The organism is Paenibacillus sp. 01T442 (genome assembly GCF_056398345.1).
On the sequence record NZ_JBFTPF010000002.1, the window covers coordinates 160,396 to 181,178 of the forward strand.

Annotated in this window: 24 protein-coding genes and 1 riboswitch; of the genes, 8 read left to right on the forward strand and 16 right to left on the reverse strand. The window is 47.4% G+C overall.

What is annotated here, in order from left to right:
- Positions 1–41: 41 nt before the first annotated feature.
- On the reverse strand, positions 42–1,487 hold the full coding sequence (locus tag AC1DLM_RS03570; protein ID WP_441990969.1) for a flotillin family protein: 1,446 nt from the start codon (positions 1,485–1,487) through the stop codon (positions 42–44).
- A gap of 51 nt (positions 1,488–1,538) precedes the next feature.
- Entirely contained in the window at positions 1,539–2,084 is a 546-nt protein-coding gene (locus AC1DLM_RS03575) for an NfeD family membrane protein (protein WP_477569146.1), read from the reverse strand.
- Between the two features lie 206 nt (positions 2,085–2,290).
- On the opposite strand from AC1DLM_RS03575, the gene AC1DLM_RS03580 reads away from it, so the two are divergent.
- Positions 2,291–3,805 carry a copper amine oxidase N-terminal domain-containing protein gene (locus tag AC1DLM_RS03580; RefSeq protein ID WP_477569147.1) on the forward strand — a complete coding sequence of 505 codons (1,515 nt, stop codon included), beginning with the start codon at positions 2,291–2,293 and terminating at the stop codon, positions 3,803–3,805.
- 111 nt (positions 3,806–3,916) lie between these two features.
- Positions 3,917–4,270, forward strand: a complete 354-nt coding sequence (locus tag AC1DLM_RS03585) for an acetyl-CoA acetyltransferase (protein WP_477569148.1) — start codon at positions 3,917–3,919, stop codon at positions 4,268–4,270.
- A 57-nt stretch (positions 4,271–4,327) separates the two neighbouring features.
- Here the strand turns inward: AC1DLM_RS03585 and AC1DLM_RS03590 are convergent, their stop codons facing one another.
- Positions 4,328–5,692 carry an 8-oxoguanine deaminase gene (locus AC1DLM_RS03590; protein ID WP_477569149.1) on the reverse strand — a complete coding sequence of 455 codons (1,365 nt, stop codon included), beginning with the start codon at positions 5,690–5,692 and terminating at the stop codon, positions 4,328–4,330.
- 59 nt (positions 5,693–5,751) lie between these two features.
- A riboswitch (purine riboswitch) is annotated at positions 5,752–5,848 on the reverse strand.
- A 224-nt stretch (positions 5,849–6,072) separates the two neighbouring features.
- On the opposite strand from AC1DLM_RS03590, the gene AC1DLM_RS03595 reads away from it, so the two are divergent.
- Together AC1DLM_RS03595 and AC1DLM_RS03600 are read left to right on the forward strand one after the other, a co-directional pair.
- Positions 6,073–6,273 (forward strand): cold-shock protein, encoded by a 201-nt coding sequence (locus tag AC1DLM_RS03595; RefSeq protein WP_028555458.1) that lies wholly within the window; start codon positions 6,073–6,075, stop codon positions 6,271–6,273.
- 86 nt (positions 6,274–6,359) lie between these two features.
- Complete coding sequence (locus AC1DLM_RS03600; RefSeq protein ID WP_477569211.1) at positions 6,360–6,539, forward strand: cold-shock protein; 180 nt, start codon at positions 6,360–6,362, stop codon at positions 6,537–6,539.
- Positions 6,540–6,617: 78 nt separating this feature from the next.
- Here AC1DLM_RS03600 and AC1DLM_RS03605 read toward each other — a convergent pair whose 3' ends face one another.
- The 8 genes from AC1DLM_RS03605 to AC1DLM_RS03640 form a co-directional block, all read right to left on the reverse strand.
- Positions 6,618–7,013: a YflT domain-containing protein gene (locus AC1DLM_RS03605; protein WP_171629954.1), complete on the reverse strand. Its 396-nt coding sequence runs from the start codon at positions 7,011–7,013 to the stop codon at positions 6,618–6,620.
- Positions 7,014–7,090: 77 nt separating this feature from the next.
- Positions 7,091–7,255: a DUF1328 domain-containing protein gene (locus AC1DLM_RS03610; RefSeq protein ID WP_171629953.1), complete on the reverse strand. Its 165-nt coding sequence runs from the start codon at positions 7,253–7,255 to the stop codon at positions 7,091–7,093.
- A gap of 652 nt (positions 7,256–7,907) precedes the next feature.
- On the reverse strand, positions 7,908–8,876 hold the full coding sequence (locus AC1DLM_RS03615; protein WP_441990963.1) for a CheR family methyltransferase: 969 nt from the start codon (positions 8,874–8,876) through the stop codon (positions 7,908–7,910).
- Complete coding sequence (locus AC1DLM_RS03620; protein ID WP_477569150.1) at positions 8,771–11,548, reverse strand: CHASE3 domain-containing protein; 2,778 nt, start codon at positions 11,546–11,548, stop codon at positions 8,771–8,773. The genes AC1DLM_RS03615 and AC1DLM_RS03620 overlap by 106 nt, the downstream gene beginning before the upstream one ends.
- A gap of 100 nt (positions 11,549–11,648) precedes the next feature.
- Entirely contained in the window at positions 11,649–12,422 is a 774-nt protein-coding gene (locus AC1DLM_RS03625) for a sigma-70 family RNA polymerase sigma factor (protein ID WP_441990961.1), read from the reverse strand.
- Positions 12,419–12,865 (reverse strand): anti-sigma B factor RsbW, encoded by a 447-nt coding sequence (gene rsbW, locus AC1DLM_RS03630; RefSeq protein WP_477569151.1) that lies wholly within the window; start codon positions 12,863–12,865, stop codon positions 12,419–12,421. Before rsbW (AC1DLM_RS03630) ends, AC1DLM_RS03625 begins: the two co-directional genes overlap by 4 nt.
- A complete protein-coding gene (locus AC1DLM_RS03635; protein ID WP_441990959.1) occupies positions 12,862–13,233 on the reverse strand; it encodes an STAS domain-containing protein in 372 nt (123 codons plus the stop codon). The genes rsbW (AC1DLM_RS03630) and AC1DLM_RS03635 overlap by 4 nt, the downstream gene beginning before the upstream one ends.
- A 13-nt stretch (positions 13,234–13,246) precedes the next feature.
- A complete protein-coding gene (locus tag AC1DLM_RS03640; protein ID WP_477569152.1) occupies positions 13,247–13,705 on the reverse strand; it encodes a DUF948 domain-containing protein in 459 nt (152 codons plus the stop codon).
- A gap of 169 nt (positions 13,706–13,874) precedes the next feature.
- Here AC1DLM_RS03640 and AC1DLM_RS03645 point away from each other — a divergent pair, with 169 nt between their 5' ends.
- Positions 13,875–14,342, forward strand: a complete 468-nt coding sequence (locus tag AC1DLM_RS03645; protein WP_441990957.1) for a Dps family protein — start codon at positions 13,875–13,877, stop codon at positions 14,340–14,342.
- Positions 14,343–14,371: 29 nt separating this feature from the next.
- On the opposite strand, the gene rsbW (AC1DLM_RS03650) is transcribed toward AC1DLM_RS03645, so the two are convergent.
- The 3 genes from rsbW (AC1DLM_RS03650) to AC1DLM_RS03660 form a co-directional block, all read right to left on the reverse strand.
- Positions 14,372–14,815 carry an anti-sigma B factor RsbW gene (gene rsbW, locus AC1DLM_RS03650; protein WP_441990956.1) on the reverse strand — a complete coding sequence of 148 codons (444 nt, stop codon included), beginning with the start codon at positions 14,813–14,815 and terminating at the stop codon, positions 14,372–14,374.
- Entirely contained in the window at positions 14,812–15,144 is a 333-nt protein-coding gene (locus tag AC1DLM_RS03655) for an STAS domain-containing protein (RefSeq protein WP_441990955.1), read from the reverse strand. Before AC1DLM_RS03655 ends, rsbW (AC1DLM_RS03650) begins: the two co-directional genes overlap by 4 nt.
- Positions 15,145–15,223: 79 nt before the next feature.
- Positions 15,224–16,360 carry a SpoIIE family protein phosphatase gene (locus AC1DLM_RS03660; protein ID WP_441990954.1) on the reverse strand — a complete coding sequence of 379 codons (1,137 nt, stop codon included), beginning with the start codon at positions 16,358–16,360 and terminating at the stop codon, positions 15,224–15,226.
- Positions 16,361–16,623: 263 nt separating this feature from the next.
- On the opposite strand from AC1DLM_RS03660, the gene AC1DLM_RS03665 reads away from it, so the two are divergent.
- Positions 16,624–16,968, forward strand: a complete 345-nt coding sequence (locus AC1DLM_RS03665; RefSeq protein ID WP_477569153.1) for a YtxH domain-containing protein — start codon at positions 16,624–16,626, stop codon at positions 16,966–16,968.
- Positions 16,969–17,012: 44 nt separating this feature from the next.
- A complete protein-coding gene (locus AC1DLM_RS03670) occupies positions 17,013–17,429 on the forward strand; it encodes a hypothetical protein (RefSeq protein ID WP_441990952.1) in 417 nt (138 codons plus the stop codon).
- Positions 17,430–17,766: 337 nt separating this feature from the next.
- Here AC1DLM_RS03670 and fumC read toward each other — a convergent pair whose 3' ends face one another.
- Entirely contained in the window at positions 17,767–19,155 is a 1,389-nt protein-coding gene (fumC, locus tag AC1DLM_RS03675) for a class II fumarate hydratase (RefSeq protein WP_441990951.1), read from the reverse strand.
- Positions 19,156–19,350: 195 nt separating this feature from the next.
- Between fumC and AC1DLM_RS03680 the strand changes: the two genes are divergently transcribed.
- Positions 19,351–19,743 (forward strand): acyl-CoA thioesterase, encoded by a 393-nt coding sequence (locus tag AC1DLM_RS03680; protein ID WP_441990950.1) that lies wholly within the window; start codon positions 19,351–19,353, stop codon positions 19,741–19,743.
- Positions 19,744–20,016: 273 nt separating this feature from the next.
- Here AC1DLM_RS03680 and AC1DLM_RS03685 read toward each other — a convergent pair whose 3' ends face one another.
- Positions 20,017–20,586, reverse strand: coding sequence for a pyridoxamine 5'-phosphate oxidase family protein (locus AC1DLM_RS03685; protein ID WP_477569154.1), 570 nt, complete (start codon positions 20,584–20,586; stop codon positions 20,017–20,019).
- Between the last annotated feature and the right edge of the window lie 197 nt (positions 20,587–20,783).

Genomic DNA, 20,783 nt, shown 5'->3' on the forward strand with positions numbered 1-20,783 from the left:
TGTAGCTTTGTTGTTTGGTCCGCCCCCCGCGCAGCCCCTCGCTACCCTTCCCGCTTCAACGTCGGGTCAGCATCATTTCCAAGGAACGCGCGTGCTAAGTCGGTTACGCTTTTGCCTGTGAGCGTCTGGGTGATCTCCGGCACCTGCGCGATCATTTTGGCAATATCGCCGGTGATACGGTTGACGCCAGATGTCGAACCGTCCTGTGAGATCACGGTGATCTTATCCACGTTGCTCAGCGGCGCCGCTATTTTCTCCGCCAGCTCCGGCAGGATGCGGAGAATTTCCACCGTCACCGCCGCCTGCGTGTACTGCTTGTAGGCCTCGGCTTTCTTCTCTAGCGCCTCTGCTTCCGCAAGCCCTGCTAGGCGCACAACCTCCGCGTTCGCCTTCCCTTTGGCGAGCTCCGCCTCCGCCGTGGCTTCGCCGCGCTTTCTCGTCGACTCCGCATCCGCCTCAGCCTCAAGGATTTGCCGCTGCTTGCTCACCTCGGCGCGCATGATTGCCGCCAGCTTCTCCGCTTCGGCTGGTTTAATAACAGAAGCCTCGAGCTCCTTCTGCTTCAGCTCGACCTCGATCTGGCGAACGGTTTTGTTCGCCTCCGCTTCCATCTGACGGATCCGTACCTGCTCCGTCACGAGTTGCTGTTGAATTTGCTTTTGCTTCAATTCATAAGCCAAATCCGCTTCCGCCTGACGACTCGTCGTCTCCTGCTTGAACTCTGCTTCCTTCATGCTGAGCTCCTTGCGGTACTGGGCTTCCTTCGCCGACGCCGCGCTCTCCGCTTCAATCGTCAGTTGATGGGCTTCCGCCTTGCGAATGGCCGACTCCTTCTCCGTATCCGCCTGCCGGATTTGAATATCCCGCTCGACTTCCGCTTTGGCAATGCTCGCGCTTTTGCGAATCCGCTCCACCTCAGGTACACCCAAATTCTCGATGTATCCTTGATCGTCCGCTACCCGTTTCAGCACGAAGGAAATGAGGTTGAGTCCCATTTTATCCAAATCCTCGGAACACGTTTCCCTCATCTTACTGTTGAGCTCATCCGGGTTCTTGAGAATCGATTCCACCGTCAATTGCCCGACTAATCCCCGCAAATGCCCTTCTACAGAGTGCAGGATCATCGCTTCCCGCTCCGCCATCGAATGATCAAGGAACTGCTCAGAAGCCGTTGCGATCGCGATCGGATCACTTTGGATTTTGATCTGAGCGACAGCTTCAATTTTGAGACGAATACCTTGTAGTGAAAACATCGGCTGGTCTGGCTTCACGTCAAAACTCGTGAGCATCATCGAGATCGTTTTGTAGCTCTGAAAACCGGGGATGACGAACGTCCCGCCGCCTTGCACGACTCTTTTGCCCCCTAAACCAAACACGATCATCGCCTCATTCGGCGGTACTTTTTTATACGCTTTTACAATCGATGCTAGTAAGATAAAAACAACAACCACAATGGCAACAACCATGATAAGCACTGAATACATCATTCCTGCCTTACCTCCCTGTCATTCCTCTTTATTGTTTGAAGCAAAAATGGGCTACTCAAATTCACTAAATTCCGTCACCGTAGCCACACCTTTGCTCATGTTCAAAATAACAACCTTCGTCCCTTTCACCAGGGACTCGCCATTCTCAGAACGAACACTGATGGAGCGCGTGGTTCCTTGGAGCACATACACCATTTCACCCATGCCTTTGCCCCTAATCGGAACTGTAAGCTTCCCCAACTGACCACTTAGCTCAAAATCGCTCTCCTTCATACTGTCATCATGCTTATAAATAACCTTCGCATACAAAAGAAAGAAGAGCCACGCCATCACTAACCCGGCAGCAATCGAAAAGAGAAGAATCAGTAAACCGCTTGTCATGCCAACTTTGTTAAGGATGTACCCCATGCCTCCGAACACCGTCAAACCCGCGAGCAATGAGGACATATTGAACCAAGATGGGCTGCTATGCCCGTGTCCATGTCCATGTGTACCACCTGCATCGCCATGCAGCTCAAAGCTGTCCACACCGAAAAGTGTGATGAGCAACGTAAGTGCGAGACCTACAAAAAAACAAACAATAAACATCGTCATCATCAGCTTTACCTCCCACATAAATGTAGACGAAATTGGGAATAAAAGGTTTCGTTTCAAAGAAAAATCCCTTTTTATCACATAAGAAGGACAGCAATTCCCCCTCGTTAATTTTAAACACACAAAGCGCATCCTTCTCATACTACTTGCGTATAATCATTCGATGACTTATCGTTAAATCTATTAAAACAAAAGGAGTAGATTATCCCATGCATTCAAAAAAATGGACTTGGTTAATTTCGGCAGCGCTGGTAATCATGATGTTGACGCTAACGGGTTGTCAATCAATACAAGGTTTGGAACTGGCGAAAGCCGTTCAGAATGGCGCGAATGTGAAGTCTTCCGAGTCGAAAGGTACTTTGCAGCTTGAGCTTGTCCCAGGCGATACGTCTAAGCTATCCGCGGGGGAAAAAGCCGCACTTGCAGCCCTGAAGGATGTGAAGATTGAGCTCGCAGTAAAAACGCAGGACAGCCAACGTCTATCTGCTGAAGGGAAGATTATTTACAGTAAAGGTACTATCCCTTTCAATGTTGCCATGGAGGGTACGAAGATCAACCTTACCATTGAAGGTGCGAAACAGCCGATCGTTATTGATCTTTTAGGCGGGGCTAATATTTCTTTCTTAAGTTTCTTACCTAAGTCCATCCAAGAACAATTCGGTAATAAATTACTTGAGATCAAATCAGGACTCATTGAACTTATTTTAGCAAATAGCACGGATCCTGCTAATCTAGCGATTACTTCGGTAACTGATAAAGTCAATAATGAATCGCTTTCGTTGCAAAAAGCACATGTAGAGCTTAGCGGCACGGAATTAGCTTCCCTTCTGCAAAAGCTGCTAGCTAACGTTCTTGCCGACGAAGCTGGCCTCAAAAAAGTGCTTAGCCAATTGTACGATGCACTTGCTCCTGTGATTCAAGAACAGATCGCAGCTGGAGATAAAAGCATTACTTTGAGCCTGCTAACGAATAAAGATCTGACGCTTGGCTTTGTGTACTCCCCGATCCATGATTACTTAGCGGGATTGGCGGATTCCATTGATCCAACGAAAGATATGTTTAGTGCGAAGGCATCGCTTCAAGCAGATCTTTTCATCGATAGTGACAAGCAAATTCGTAAGCAGAACATTGCGATCAACATGCCAATGACAGAATCAAACAATGGCGCTTCCGCGATTAAGATTTCCTATGTGAGTGAATCTTGGAATCTGAATAAACCGGTTACGGCTAGCAAGGTAGATACGGCCGGTGCACTTCAACTTAAACCAGATGCTACGGCAATCTTCAGAGTGCTTGCTACTTTAGATAAGCAATCCACGCTTTATAAAATGCTTAAAAACGATCTGCAAGTAACGAAAAAAGATATCAATATGGTTACCGACGGGTCAGGGGCTAAAGACGACGCGCCTCAACCATTCATTAATGCCAATGGCACGACGATGGTCCCGGTTCGCTTTGTTTCCGAACAGCTAGGTGCTGAGGTTGGCTGGAATGGTGATCTACGCCAAGTTACAATTACTGATTTCCTCACGGGGAAAACACTCCTTTTGACATTGGATAGCAAAAACGCAACTGTAAACGGCTCAGCTGCTCCTGAGCTGGAGAGTGCCGCTACATTGTCCGACAACTCAACGTTTGTCCCTATTCGCTTCATTGCTGAACAGCTTGGTTGCGTCGTTTCGTTTAACAATGAGACGCGTGTCGTCACGATCCACCGCGACTAAGTAATTTCTGAATAGGCGATCACCCTTTTCGTAGAGCTGAATAGTCTAGTAATGAACCTAGGCAGAAAGCCTGCTGCGAGTGCGCAGCTGAACGAGAAGGAGTGAGCGTTTATGTATACGAACCCTATGCATCCGCAAGGACCGCAAGGTCATCATGGGCACCAAGGACCTCATGTGGTGTACCAATCTGAGCCCAACTGGCAGCACATGATGAAGCACAAAAGAGACGCAGTCATGCATGCACTGCATCCACACATGGGCCGTAAGATTCGGGTGACAACAATTGATGGGCATACACATGAAGGTGTTCTTATTAATGCAGATGGTCATCACATGTATCTGCATACGGAACCCCATCATGGCCACCATCAAGGTCATAACAGGCCGATCTATACACCAGCACAGTATAATCAAATTATAACGCTCGTGCTTTTTGAACTCTTGGTTATTCTCCTGCTTGCCTAAAAAACTGAAAGCTCGCTCCTCAAGGCCTCTTAGGCTAAGGGAGCGAGCTTTTTTTACTTATTGCTGGATGAAGCGTTGGTAGGAGGCCTGACAGTCCTCATACAGCCTTCCCTCGTCTGCTCCCGTCAGGTTACCTTTCTCCACGACGATTCGGCCGTTGACGACCGTGTAGTCGACCGCACGTTTGAGGCCTACTGTCCCCAACCACGACTTAGCGTCCGTATGCGTTCCGACCGCGTCTATCTGATCAACGCGCACCATGAACAAGTCTGCTGATTTGCCTACCTCCAGCGACCCAATGTCCGATCTACCGAGGATCTCAGCTCCGCCCCTCGTCGCTACTTTCAATAGATCATATCCGGTTGGCGCAAATGCGCTGGATTGAAGCCTGTGCAGCAGGTAGGCGATGCGAAGCTCCTCCAGCAGATTCGAGCCATCATTAGAAGCGCTGCCGTCGACAGCCAAACCAACTGGAATGCCCATCTCCAGCATCTCCGGTACTCTGGCAATGCCAGAGGACAGCTTCATATTGGAAATGGGACAATGGGCGACGCCGGTCTTCGTCTGCGCGAGCAGCTTCATTTCATCATCGTTGAAATGAATGCCATGCGCATACCACACATCGGAGCCTACCCAGCCTAAGCTTTCCATATAGGCGAGCGGCCGCATGCCGAATCGTTCGAGCGTATAGGCTTCCTCATTCTTCGTCTCGGCGAGATGTGTATGGAGGCGCACGCCTTTGGCTCTAGCCAGCTTCGCAGATTCGAGCAAGATATCTGCGGACACACTGAACGGCGAGCAAGGCGCGAGTACGACCTGCCGCATCGAGCCTGCGCTGGCGTCGTGATACAGGTCAATAAGCCGCTCGCTATCCGCGAGGATCGTGTGGATGTCCTGCACGACGCTCATTGGCGGCAATCCGCCCTGATCCTTGCCCAGCGTCATCGATCCTCGTGAAGCCACGAAGCGTATACCTAGTCGATCAGCAGCTTCGAACTGTTTATCGATGAAATGCCCACTATGTTGCTCAGGAAACACATAATGATGGTCAAATACGGTCGTACAGCCGTTCTTCATGAGGTCGGCAATACCTGTTAGTGAGCTATGATAAACAGCGTCCGGCGTCAGACCTTTCCAGATCTCATACAGATAGCGGAGCCAGTCGAATAGCTCGAGCTTCTGCACCTGCGGAAGGTTACGTGTAAACGTCTGATACAAGTGATGATGAACATTAATGAGGCCAGGATATACGAACATGTTGGACGCATCCATAATTTGCGTGGAGGCATCCTTCGGAGATATCCCCTTCCCTATCTGTACAATCTGATTGCTCTCAATCAGCAGATCCGCATTCTCCAACACGCGGTCATCTGCATCCACCGTTACAATTGCTTTCGCATTTTGAATCAAGATGGAACCCATCTCTTCAGCCTCCTCAAATAGAATAAGGGAACCAAAAAAATCCTAACCACAAACACAATATACGCATATATTGTGTTCGTAGTTAGGATTTAGGTTCCCAGTAGAGCCCCCGAACCAAATTATCGAGGTTATACGAACTATGAAATTTTCGCAAAGCTTTGGTTAAATTTAGGAATAGTATAGAGCACTTCCTAAGGTAGCGTCAAGAGCTTATCGCTGTCTGAAAATAACTTTGATGTTTTTTCAGAAAAGTGGAATAAGCTTCCTGATTAATGGATATATTATCAAAGCTGCGTTAATGATTAACAAGCTCTCTGGCAGGAATCACTTCCGCGAATGAGAAGCGCAGGCACAAATTATCTTTGGAGGTTTATGAACACATGGAAACAGGTACAGTAAAATGGTTTAACGCAGAAAAAGGATTTGGATTTATCGAAATGGAAGGCGGCAATGACGTATTCGTTCATTTCAGCGCCATTACAGGAGAAGGTTTTAAAAGCTTGGATGAAGGCCAACGTGTGCAATTCGAAGTTGTTCAAGGTAACCGCGGACCGCAAGCTGAAAATGTAGTCAAGCTGTAGTCCTTCATCACATATTGCTTCAACTGCTTGCGCGTCAGAGTCAATTATGACAAGGAGGAGTTCGATTGTACTTTTCAAAAAAATCATTGGAACCAGTACCGGAGGAACAAACCAGCATCTGGACCTGCAGCACTGATCAGTGCTCTTGCTGGATGAGAGATAACTTTTCATTCGCGGATAGTCCTGTATGTCCGATTTGCAATTCATCCATGGTCAAGGATTTAAAGATGCTCCCAACCTTATCGAACACAAGCAGCAGGCGATGAATCCGGCACCCAAAAGCCCCTGTCTCCATTGGAGACAAGGGCTTTTTCTCGATATAGGACTATTTCATAGGAATCCACTTATATTATCGTTCGTTGAAATGCTTCGCCCTGATACATCATCAAGGTATCTTCCTCACTCATATGAGGCGTGGCTAATACGAGAATTTTCCCCCACTCCAGCTCAGTTATGAGTCTGTCCGTCTCCGCTTCTGGCACGCCGAGCGCCAGGATCTTCGCTCTCAGCTCCTCGCCACGTGATCGGAACAGATTGGCGATCGACGTGAACAATCCTTCTTCGGCCATCGAAATCTGCTCTGCACCCGCATACTCCGCGACGTAATTAGTACCTTCAGCACTGTGTGTCAGAACATAAATATGATCCTTTTTAAAGCCTTCGTTATGCAGTTGTTGTACCTTGTTCTGCGTATCCTCAAGACTGGATGTCACACTTACTCTGGTATACGTCGTACTCATGGTAATTCCTCCTCGTCAATGGGTTTTATAGGGTGTATCCGTGTTACCTTGTGTTCGTTGCTCAGGTTACATGCTCGCTAGAAACGTTGACGTCTTCCGAAAATCAGCGATACTACGAACATAATAAGGAAGACGAAGAACAAAATTTTGGCGATACCTACTGCTGTTGAGACAATCCCAAAGAATCCAAAAACACCTGCAACTAGCGCAATTACAAGAAACGTCATAGCCCATCCTAGCATACCCAACACCTCTCTCTTCCTTTTCGATAGTGTTTATCTTGCTATGCCTTCTATTACCCAGACCAGCAAAGGTTGAAACAGGCCTTTAAACGAATTTGATCAAAAACGACTATGCTGTCAACTAAGAACGTGTACGTTATTCTAGAGGTATGACATCTAAGCATGCATGTGTTTGTGGCCTAGGGGTAAGCGAAGCTTACTCTTTATTGAATAAGACCGGATGAGTGAAAAGCTGGTTGTGAGTGGAGCTAGGGTGAGAGAGTTGGAGTTGAGGTTGAGGTAGAAGTAGAAGTAGAAATTGGAGAAGAGTTAATAGTAGAGGTAGATATAGCAGTTGGAGTATGGAGTGCTGAAAGTTTCGTAAACTCTCCTGTGTTCCAGATGAATAGATGGATTTCCTACAGTTAAATCATGAGTTTTTCTGATCAAACGCTGAATAGATGGAAAACCTGTAGTTAATTTCACCCATTTTACCCAATCTGATCAAAAGAGGCCGTTTTACCTACATGTTTTACAGTTAAATCGAATTTCCGAGAGAATCTCGCATATATAGCTGTATTTTTTCCAGTTATCCCCCCTCTCTCATCCCCGAAAAGAAAAAAAGCGCCCCCGCCACATACATGGTTTTGGGGACACCTCTTCGATAACACGGCTATGATTTCTTACGGTATATACGCTCATGTGGCACAAAATCATCATAGTGCACACCCTCAGGMACGTGGAGAATATACTCTTTCTTCCCGAGACCCAAGTAACCTTGCGGGGTTAAGCTGCTGTAAAACAAACTGTGCACCTGCTGCTGCAGTTTCGGATCGAAGTAGATCATCACATTCCGGCAAAGTATCACATGGAACTCATTAAAAGAGCCGTCTGTCACCAGGTTGTGCTGGGCAAACATCATGTTTTCTTTCAGCTGCGGTTTAAAATAGGCATACTGATGATCCGCCGAGTAATACTCCGAGAATGCTTTGGTGCCGCCAGATTCCAAATAATTCGTCGTATACAGCTGCATCTGCTTCAGCGGGAAAGCGCCTCTTTGCGCCGATACAATGGCTTGCTCATTCATGTCAGTGGCATAGATTCGCGTCTTCTCTGCCAAGCCCTCTTCTTGCATGAGAATCGCCATTGCATAGGCTTCCTCGCCTGTAGCGCAACCTGCGTGCCAGATACGAATCTCCGGATAATCCCGTAGTTCCGGCACGACTTGAGTGCGGAAAGCATTGAAGAAGCTCGGATCTCGGAACATTTCTGTCACGCGAATCGACATATCGCTTAACAGTTTATCTACGAATTTCGGCTCATGCAGTACTTTTTCCAGAAGCGCTGTTATCGTTCGCAGTTTTTCCATCTTCATTCGATTCAGAATACGTCTGCGTAAAGAGGAGCGCACATAATGTCGGAAGTCGAATCCGTACATTTGATATAAACCCTCTAGGAGCAGATTAATCTCAATATTTTCCCGCTCATCGTCAGGCGGCTCTTGGGGCTCGTTCCATCCATCCTGAGGATCACGTGTCAATGCTTCTTCACCTGCTTCGTAAGCCACACTCGCATCAGCGAGAAGAGCTGTTCCATCTGCAACGGCTTCGTAATATAGTCCGATGCTCCCGCTTCGAGACATTTCTCTTTCTCGCTCTTCATCGCCTTCGCTGTCAGTGCAATGATCGGTACATGGCGCAACTCCAGACCTTCCCGTATCTCTTTCATGGCGTCGTAACCACCCATAACTGGCATCATGATGTCCATTAATACCAAATCGTAATCTGGCTTCACAGTTAACAGTTCGATGGCTTCCTTGCCATTCTCGGCGACAACGACCGTTACCCCCTTTAATTCCAAAGCGCTGACGAGCGCAAAAACATTACGGGCATCATCATCGACAAGCAGCACTGTCTTTCCTTCGAACAGTTGCACATCCGTGTGGATCGGCTCATCTAGGGACGGCCCAGCTTCGCTAAAGAAGCTCTTCGAATAGGAAGATCCTCCCTTATACGAATTCTCTTGCTCACTTGAAGCCGCAATCTGATCTTGTGCGAAGGAACTACCAGGATGAATCAGGCCTTCCTTGCCGTTGGGAATATACAGGGTGAACGTAGAGCCTACCTGCAGCTCACTCTTCACAACAATCGTCCCCCCAAGTAAGCGAGTAAACTCGCGGCAAATAGATAATCCCAACCCAGTCCCGCCATACTGACGATTAGTTGTACCATCCACTTGTTGGAACGCCTCGAAGATGATATGCTGCTTATCGATTGGAATCCCAATACCCGTATCTTTAATCGAGATGGCAAGAACCGTTTCCTCTGGATCTCGGTGGAGAAGTTCTTTAATCCGCGCGGATTCCGCAAGCGCTATTCGCATGGAAACGGACCCTGTTTCGGTAAATTTAAACGCATTCGACAACAGGTTCTTCAGAATTTGTTGCAGTCGTTGACCATCCGTCACGATGACAGACGGCACATCAGGCTCAAGAATAACATGGAAATCAAGCGCCTTCTTAGCGGCTACCGGTGCGAACATAAGCTCCATAGACTGCGGTAACTCCGTCACATTCACTTCTTCCTGCATAATCTCTATTTTCCCAGCTTCAACCTTGGATAAATCCAGAATATCATCGATGAGCGACAGCAAATCATGACCCGCGGCATTCACCACTCGCGAATACTCCACAACCTCGGACATTTGCATGTCTCCGTTACTCTCTGCTAGCATTTGCGAAAGAATCATGATGCTATTCAGCGGTGTTCGTAATTCATGGGACATATTAGCCAAGAAGTCGGACTTGTACTGCGAACTTGTCTTTAACTTCAAGGAATACTCTTCGAGTTCATCTTTGGCCTTCTCGAGCTCCGTCGCTTTCTGCTCGGCAAAATGGTTCTGCTCCTCCAGAAACTCATTCGTCATCCGAAGCTGCTCCTGTTGCATCTGCAGTTCTTCCGACTGCGTCTGAAGCTCCTCGGATTGAGCTTGCAGCTCCTCCGTCAGCATTTGCGACTCGGAGAGGAGTCGCTCCACTTCCATACGGCTGCGCACACTCGTAATCGCGGTCCCGAACTTCTCTTGCAGAGAGTCAATCAGAGTCAGATGCTTCGACTCAAATTGATGAAGGGAAGCTAATTCAATAACAGCCTCCGTTCTTCCATCAACAAGAATGGGTGCGACTAGTAAGCTGCGCGGCGTTGAAATCCCGAGACCTGACGTTATTTTCACATGATTATCAGGCAGGTTATCCATGAGGAAGATTCGCTTGTCGATTGCGCATTGTCCAACCAAACCTTCACCTGATTGAAAGCTTGCACTTGCATGATCTTGTCCAGAAGCGGCGTATCCCGCAATTTTGACATAAGAAAGCTGCCCCCCCTCATAATGTTTCAGGTAGACAACGCCATAACTGGCCTCTAACATGGGAGCAAGCTTCTGAATAAAAGCCTCACTCAGCACAGTTATATCACGTATACCTTGATACAGGGTGGACACCTCGGTAATACTGGATTGAATCCAGCTCGTTTTCTCCAAACTCGCCAATAGCCCGTTCGTGGCTTCGGCCAGCTCACGAATCTCATCATTCGTCCTCACTTCAATCCGTGAGGCCAGATTGCCCTCCATGGCCGTGATATCACGAATTTTCCGTGTAACTTGTTTGATCGTGTTTGTTATCGAATTCGATAGAATCAAAGCTACAACTATAGCAATAATCGAAATAAGGCCTAAAATAGTAAAAAGAACAACTCTAAGATTATAGTTGCTTTTGGAGATTTGCTCGACTCTTGTGGAAGTAAGCACTTTCTCTGTGACGAGGAAGGTATCCAATTGCGTCCGCAGCTGATCCATCGTTTTTTTGCCTGTATTCTGCTTAAAAAATTCATTGATAGCAGCCGTATTGTTATCTTTTTTCATACGAATAACGTACTCTCCGCTAGTTTTCAACCAACTCTTAATGGTCTCTTCGATCCCCTCCAGGCTTTGCATTTGGGAGGGGTTATCACTGATAAGTTGATGAATATGATCATACGTCACCTGCCAGTTGCGACTGCCTTCATAATAAGAGTCAAGATACTGCTCATTACCTGTAATCACAAAGCCACGCATGCCTGTTTCCATATCAAGTACGTTTTTCAGTAAACTATGCAACTGATCATGTACGTCCATATCATGCGAAGAAACATAGCTAACTTCTTTCTGCAGATCGGTCACGCGACTACTTACGACCAAGAGTGCTAGACCAAGGCAAATAAGAATGAATACATAGCCAAGCATAATCTTGGGTTTAATTTTAAGAAGGGAAGTAAACATAGGAAAGTGCCTCCTGGTACAGTTGGTAGAAAATGTAATAATATTACATTATACAAACCTACTATACCACATTTTCATCCCCCCTAGCAGGTAGCTAACTCTATACTTTCGATGTTAAGGCTGTTTTTAATTTCATCATCGCCCTCTTCTGAATACGAGATACACTCATCTGAGAGATGCCTAGCTGATCTGCAATATGTCGCTGGGACTGCCCCTCTTGGTAGATCATCCCAATGACGGTACGTTCCTCTTCCTTCAAACAATCCATAGCTTCAGCAAGGTCCATACGGTGTTCTATGGCTTGATAGTCATCAGAGGTACCTGCAATCATATCCCCAATCGTGGCCCCATCCCCCTCACTTGTGAGCGGGGTATCGAGGGATGTGTAGTGATAATAATCGCGGCCGGCTAAGATTTCCATGGTTTCTTCAGAACTCATCTCTAGATAAGCTGCTATTTCCTCCACATTCGGCGAGCGCTCCAGCTTAGCCGTCAGTTCGTCCAACGCACGCCCCATCTGCGCTCCCTTTTCCTTAATACGTCTCGGAACTTGTATGTACCAGGATTTGTCACGCAAATAATTTTTGAGATGACCGATGAGGCTTTTCATCGCATAGCCTTCAAAAGGCACTTCCATCGCATGGTCATACTGCGTAAACAACCTGAGCATCGACATCTGACCAACTTGAAAGAGGTCTTCATAGAGGTCAGGGCGGCTTCGCGACATTTTGGCTACTGCCATTCGAACGATCGGTTCATAGTGTAAGAGCAATGCGGTAGCTGCCTCTTGACAACCGGTTTCCTTATAAATCTTCTTCTTTTCGTAGATATCATATAAAGAGTCGGAGGAAGAGACAGTTCCCTTCGCATTCATACAATCTCCTCTTTTCTATACACCTGCTTGGTCAGAATGACCTTCGTTCCTTGGCCTCCGCGAGCAAACACCTGCACATCATCCATTAAAGCTTGCATTAGAAAGAGACCGAGTCCCCCGACCGATGCTTCTTGAATCGATTTGTGGTGCAGCGTTAATTCTTCAGGAGCCGTTTGAACATAATGAAAGCTATCGCCTTCATCCTTCACCGTTATTTTCATATAGCCMTCGCTAGGCTCAAATTGAATCTCTACGATGCCCGGCTCCCCCTCTGCATAAGCATGAAGAATGGCATTATTGCAAGCTTCCGCGACAGCAACTTTCATATCTTCAATATCTTCAAAGGAGAAACCGGCTTTGGTTGCAACGCCGTATAACGTGAGTCGAACAATATCCAAATATTCCGCTTGTGCAGGTATGGTCAGGCCAATGTATGGGCTCATATGATTTCTTCTTTCCTTTCAGTTACACGTTGATTTTCTCTTAAGCTGCCATTGTTATGCAAGTAACTGGAAACGCCAGTGATATCGAATAATCGTCTAACTTTAGCTGGAATATGGTCGATCTGGAACGCTGCGTGCATAGCAGCCCTTACTTTAATCGCGGAGACGATGAGCCCTATTCCCGTGCTGTCTATATATTTTAACTCCTTTAAATCTAGGACGAGTGCCTCTTCCTCTTTTCTAACCACCGAGTCCAGCACATTCGCTAGCGAAGACGCTGCAGAGAGATCGAGCTCCCCACTGAGATATATCCTATTTTCTTTCCCATCCGACTGTTTATAAAACATAAATTTACGTATAGCGTTCACGTGATGACCCCTCCTATTTAATCGTACCGGCTTGCGGTGATGACTTCTTCACTTTGATTTTATCCCAAATCTCGAGCGTCATGGTCGCTCCTTGCAGAATAGCCTTCAACTTCCCATTCAGCGGGGATGTTTTCCCAGACGTTTCTGTTGGCTTGACAGAAGCAATCAGGGCTGAAGCTGATTGTTTAACGGAAGAAGATAGCTCATGAAGTACTTGACCAACATCCTGCACCGTTCCAAAAAGATGATTAAGTGTGGAAAGTTTCATTCGCATATCGATCGCAACCTCATTCGTATTGAGAATGACATCCTTCACATCAGAACTGATCTCCGTCACTTCATTTTTCATCTGTCCCATTGTTGAGGTTATCTCATCAAGGGAATGCTTCAAGGATTTTAAGGTTTGGATCAAATAAAAAACCAGAAACACAAACGCAACTGCTACAACACATACACTTATTTGAAGCAACATGGGAATCCCTCCTATTGTGCCTTGTTATTACGTAGTTACCCAAGTTAGAGAAAGTTGAAACACATGAGGCACAAAATATGTTCATCTAAAATTAACTGTTTCACTTCGCCCTCGTAAGGGTACTTATTTCTTGTAGACACAAATAAATCAATTAAGTGGAGGAATGATCATGGTGAATACGACTACGATAACGAAGGCTAGCCCGCTAACAGACATGCTCGATAAACAGGTCGCCAACTTCTCAGTACTCTATATGAAGCTGCATAATTATCACTGGTATGTGAAAGGTGAGAATTTCTTCACCCTACATATCAAGTTCGAGGAATTGTACACGGAAGCCACACTCCATTTGGACACGATAGCAGAGAGAATGCTTTCTCTACGTGCGATCCCGACTGCCACCCTGAAAGAGCATCTGCAAATGGCTTCAATTAAAGAAGCCAAGAAGACGGAAAGTGATGCTAATCTCATGGTGGAACAACTCGTTGATGATTTCACTATGTTATGCTCCGAATTGACCGAGGGGATCCAGCTGGCCGAAGACCAAAAGGATCAGCCTACAGCCGATATGCTCATTACCATCCGCTCCTCCTTGGAGAAACACAGTTGGATGCTAGCCGCCTATCTCGGCAAATAGGATAGGAAAGAAAAACCACGGTTTGGCGGTTATTCCGTCATTCCGTGGTTTTTGCTGTGAACATATTTAACTAAAGTAACCTCGGTGCCACCGCTTGTGTCGACCAGGACTTCATCCATTAACGCTTCCATCAGATAAATGCCCAGTCCACCCGTGCTAAGCTCACTCGGCATCGTCCCCGCGAAGGGACTCGTTTGCCGGCTTTCCCTAGACGCCTCGTAGCCAGTACCGTTATCCTTTACCTTCACCCGAAGTGCATCATCGCTAAGTTCATAACTAATGTCGATGTGACCGCTGCCATCTTCGGGCTTCGCATGCAAAATAGCATTATTACAAGCTTCAGATACGGCTACCTTCATATCTTCAATGTCTTCATACGAGAAGCCCAGTTTCGTTGCTACACCATACAAGCTAAGTCTTACGATCTCCAAATGTTCCGCTGCTGCTGGAATATGTAAGCGAATGACCTTCATACGCTGCCTTCGATCCCTTCATTCAGAAATCCAGTAATCCCCGTCAAATCAAACAACTTCCTTATCCCTGGCGGAATATCATGAACGGCGAACGGCGCTTTGATTTCATCGCGAATTTTCAAGGTAGATACCACAATGCCAATCCCCGTACTATCGATATAGCCTAAATGCTTCAAATTGAGAATTAATGCCTTATCTTCACGATGAATGACGGCCTCAAGTGCCTGGCGAAAGGCCTGTGCTGCTGCCAAATCAAGCTCCCCACGCATCATGAGCTGTATTGACTTCTCTGATTCTTCAAGATCAATTTGAAATCTTTCTGAGGACATAAGCCACACTCCCTAGTCATTATTGTCTAAATCCTACCAAGACCACTGTTAGTATTCAAGTTTCATTGAATTGTGCAAGCTAGGAGGCAGAGATCATGACTAAGCACATGTCATCCTGCGAAGGGCCGTTCATCGTTGTAGGAGTAAGCCTTTCGACTAGTCCTTCTGGGTCGTGACCATTCATATCCTGGAGGCTGCCCTTGATTTGAGCCATACCATCATGCTCCTCATCTGCGATCCATTCCGTCAACCCATCCGTATATAAGACAATCCGAGCTTGTTTCTCGTAGGTCGCGTACCCTTTGGTAATCTCAATCCCTTCAAAAAAGCCAATTGCACAGCACCCTTCAGAGAGCAGCTGCACTTCGCCATCGAGCACAGCAACGCCTGTTGGATGGCCTGCATTCACATACTCAATGGTACGCTGCTCGGTATCAAGGACCAGATAGATCGCGGTAAAGTAATAATTAATAAGACTATCCGTGACATGGAGCTGATTCATTCGCCGATTAAGCTCTTGCATCACTAACTCAGGATCGCCTTTCCCCATGATCGTATCCTTCAATGCCGAGTAAATGTACATACATACTAAGGATGAAGAAATACCATGCCCCATCATATCGAGCAAAATAATGCCATACCGATTTGGCCCAATCGGGTACCACGCATAAAAGTCTCCCGCCAGCTCTGACGATGGCTTATACACAGCTGAAATCTCGATGTGCTCATTCTTCAGCGGGTGACTAAGTACACTAAGCTGGACTTGTTTGGCCAAATCAAGCTCATACTTAATCCGCTTATCTCGCTCTTTATGCCAATCCTTCTCCTGTTTCAAGCGAAGAGTTGAACGAATCCGCGCCAGAAGCTCCACCTTGTTAATCGGTTTCATCACATAATCGAGCGCTCCTGCATCCAATGCCTCCGCCAACTTATTGGAATCCCCCATCGCCGTTACGAAAATGATCGGAATATCCCTTAACCGCTCATCAGCTTGTACCTTACTACATGCTTCTACCCCATCGATTTCCGGCATCATCATATCCATAAGGATCAGATCAACCGTTACTTCCTCCTGATCGGGCGTATCCATACCAAGCAAGTGATAGAGCTCTCTTGCCGAAGATAGCGTAATTAAATCCGTGTAGCCGGCTTTCTCCAAAATTTTTTCAATAATTAATAAATTCGTCTTATTATCATCCACAATGGCAATACTCATCGCACTAACCCCTTTCGGGTAAATAGGAACAGAGTCCCATAGGTATAATCTATCACATATACTCTATAACCCTATCGCAAACAATTCAATCAGATAATGAAGAATTTTGTCTATATTAACCAAATATCCCCATTTCTCAAGATGTAAATAAACATTGCAGGGTAACATTTGTACTTTTCCTGTTTCAATACGTTTCTAAACGGGTACATCCCAGTATGGACGTGTAACAAACACCAAACCCCAAACTAAAGGAGAGATGACGTATGAGTGAAGCAGTCGAGACGAACAAAGGTGGATTATTGTTAGGTCTAGTAATTGGTGGTGCTGTCGGCGCGATAACCTCATTGTTAATTGCCCCTAAAGAGGGGTCGAAGCTGCGCAAAGACCTCTGGAGCACCTATCGGACCTGGCAGGATAAAACGAAAGAAATCGCCTCCACTGTATGCGAAAGTTCAAAAAACCTTGCAGACACCGTTAGCCAAAAAACAGAGGACATTGTCGATACAGCCAAAGAAAAAACAGAGAACCTTGTCGATACAGCTAAAGAAAGTCAGCATCGTGTCACAGACTCGATCCAGGCAGCGAAAACAACCTTCCAAAATAATTAACACCAGTTGTACTGGGGTCGTCCCCAATAAAGGAGTGCTTTTCGATGGACAAACATACCTTGCATCAACAATTAACTGACCTTGGACTTGAACGTATGGAATACGTCGAAAAGTCCGTATACCGTATTGATATCTATAACGATGCCACCTCAGCGGCCTATCCGCTGACGTTAACCACGATAACCTCAGAGCTTGGGAATACATCCGTGCATTTCCATGAGGCTGATTTTGCAGACAACCAATTCGTCCCCCTTCAAGTTCGCCGAGCCGCGCTGGATAAATTAATTGAGCTTGAGCAGATCTGTAACGGATCGACCGGTAAATCCATTGAAGAAGCCAACAATGGCTCTATGGCTCAAAATATGGATGAAATGAAGAAACTCGGGAACGAAATGAAGCATATGAAAACCAATAGCGAGCTCATTGAGAACGATATGGTTCCTGATCCGATGCAGAAATAGGTTGGAGAGGTGGAGAGACTAGGCAGAGTCGGAGAGATGCAGAATAGTTGCGATTAAGCGTACATGGGCAAAGATGCAAAAGAGCACGCATTTTCGAGGAAACCCGCTTAACATAGGCAAATACGTGCGAAAGTGCAACCTTTAGGACCGAAAAGGCTCCAATAGATGCATGCTGGCAGAAATAGTTGCCTATTTGCACGCATGTCAGATTAGGTGCTTCATTCGATAAAAAAGAGTGTACTTTTGCAATTCTCATGCTTCACAACTGTATACATCAAGAAGAGGGTATCCCGCCACATACGTGGCTTGGGGATACCCTCTTCCCTATGTTCCAGCCTTATGCCTTCGGATGCACCATATCCGCTGGCTTCACGTAGCTGTCGAATTGCTCTGCCGTCAAGTAGCCGCTGCGCATCGCTGACTCCTTCAGCGTCAGCCCTTCCTTATGCGCTTGCTTCGCAATGCTGGCTGCCTTCTCATACCCGATATGCGGGTTGAGCGCCGTAACCAGCATAAGAGATTGCTCGAGATTGCGCTGAATCACCCTGCGATTCGGTTCCATGCCCGCGAGGCAATGGTCATTGAACGAGCGCATGCTGTCGGCCAGCAGTCGCACAGACTGCAGGAAGTTGTGTATGATTACGGGCTTGAACACGTTCAGCTCGAAATTGCCTTGGCTAGCGGCGAAGCCGATGGCCGCATCGTTGCCCATCACCTGGCACACGACCATCGTCATCGCTTCGCTCTGCGTGGGGTTGACCTTGCCCGGCATGATCGAACTGCCGGGCTCATTCTCCGGAATCGTGATTTCACCGATTCCGCAGCGGGGGCCGCTCGATAGCCAGCGAACATCGTTGGCTATCTTCATTAAGTTCGCCGCCAGCGCCTTCAGCGCGCCGTGGGCGTAAACGATCTGATCATGGCTCGTCAGCGCATGATACTTGTTCTCCGCCGAGACGAAGCGCGTGCCCGTCTCGCGAGTCAGGGCTTCGGCGACGCGGGCGCCGAATTCGGGATGCGCGTTCAGCCCCGTGCCGACGGCGGTGCCGCCGATCGCGAGCTCGCGCATCGTATCCACGGCGCTGCGCACCATGCGCGACGCCATATCCAGCATCGCCCACCACCCGCTGATCTCCTGACCCAGCGTCAGCGGGGTCGCGTCCTGCAGGTGGGTGCGGCCGATCTTGACGATGTCGGCGAAGGCCGACATCTTGGTGTGCAGCGTCGCCTGCAGCCCCTCCAGCGCAGGCAGCAGTTCTTGCTCTACCGCGATGACACCGGCAACGTGCATCGCGGTCGGGAACGTATCGTTCGAGCTCTGCGAACGATTCACATCATCATTGGGATGGATGCGCGAAGCGCCATCTCCGAGCAGTTCGCTGCCGCGGTGGGCGATCACCTCGTTGACGTTCATGTTTGACTGCGTCCCGCTGCCCGTCTGCCAGACGACAAGCGGGAACTCGTCGTCCCAGCGGCCTTGTACGATTTCATCCGCCGCTTGCGAAATCGCCTCCGCTTTCTCCGGCGGCAAGCCGCCGAGGTCGCGGTTAACGTGAGCAGCTGCTTTTTTGAGCAGCGCGAAGGCACTTATCAAGCGAGGCGGCATTCGCTCCGTGCCGATTTTGAAATTTTCGAAGCTGCGCTGGGTCTGTGCCCCCCACAACTTATCCACAGGCACTCTGATTTCCCCCATGGTATCACGTTCTATGCGATAGTCTTGTGTCATAATTTCCCTCCTTGGTCCTGTCAGACTACTTCTATTTTACTTAGTACTGTACCCACTACTACCCACACTTGGGTACATATAAACACGCCTCGCATAGTTTCCCCAAATGTTGGAACCTTATGAGTCACTGCTGGTTATCCCGCTAGCAGGAAAGTTATAATAGGTAGACTACTCATTACAAAGGAGATCACTTATATGGAAACGAAGTTAGCGATCATCGTTCGCTCGACTGAAATTGATGTGAACGGACATGTAAATAATGCGAAGTATTTGGAGTACCTCGAATGGGGACGTGAAGAGTGGTATGAGACGTGTGAGCTATCTTACGAGACTTTCGGTGCCCTCGGTATTCAGACGGTAACTGTTAATATCAACATTAATTACCGAAAAGAGTGCAAGCAAGGAGAGCACCTGACCGTGAGTTGCCGCCCTGAGAAGATTGGCAACACCAGCTATGTGCTTCATCAGGAGATTCGCAATGAGCAAGGTGAACTTTGTGCAGATGCCCTTGTGACCAGCGTGACGATGGATAGCATAACGCGCAAAAGCCGGGAAGCCCCGGCGGCATTAAGGAAGTATTTCATTTAATCGGCCTGCCCCCAGCGAAGGGCGCGTTAGCGGGCAACTCCCCAGTGGCGGCGCATCCGGAATAAATACAGTCAGTTTCCGCATGAAATAACAGGACTCTGGAAAATGAAATCTAATAATTGAGTCAATGTTAGAGGCACAGCAGGAACCGCTTGTATCCAATAGGAGAGCTGCCCTGCAATAGAGTCTCCATTACATGCGTTTGCAGCATCTCCAAATTAGTTGTAATTATCCATCATACAGCAATGCCATTGCCCAAATTTGCATAGGCAATCACATACCACCTGTGGATAACTTTTGGCCGATCGGTGTCGGAAGTCCGTCCATGCTCGTCATATTTTTCTTTTGCCAATAGGCGTGCAATCCTTCATCCCCTTGCTTCGCTGCCCAATTTTGCAGCGCATTCCGCTCACCCTCATAGGTGTAAAAAGGAACGCTGAATCCGCAGGATGACTTCACCTCGTGAATGTCAACGACCATGATTTGCCGCACCCCTGGCAGCAATTCGAACTTCGGCGCCAACCGATCCCACTCGTCAGATCCAGACAGTATCACACGGCCTTTGCCATACAGCCTGATAATCTGAGGCGGACCTTCGATAGCCATGAACATGATGGTGATGCGGCCATTTTCCGCAAGATGCGCGCTGGTTTCATTCCCACTCCCTGTTAAATCCAGGTAAGCCACTTGATTGACCGATAGAATCCGCAGCACATCGTGCCCCTTCGGCGAAATATTGACATGCCCTTCCGCTGATAATGGTGCTGAACCAACGAAGAAGATATGTTGCTTGGCGATAAATGCCTCATGCTCCGGTAACAGTGCCTCGAACGATTTTCCCATGTCGCACTCACCTCTTTCCATTTTCTACTATTATGCGCCCCTCGACTCTATTTGTGAAATACATTAATTAATCCTATTCTATAGGTTTTACCTATAGAATGGCGTGTCCGTGATTGATCATATCCTTATTGATAACTTTTACATATTTCTGGAATTCTCAGGTTAAAGTAAGGAGAACTGATGATGAAGGAGGGAAA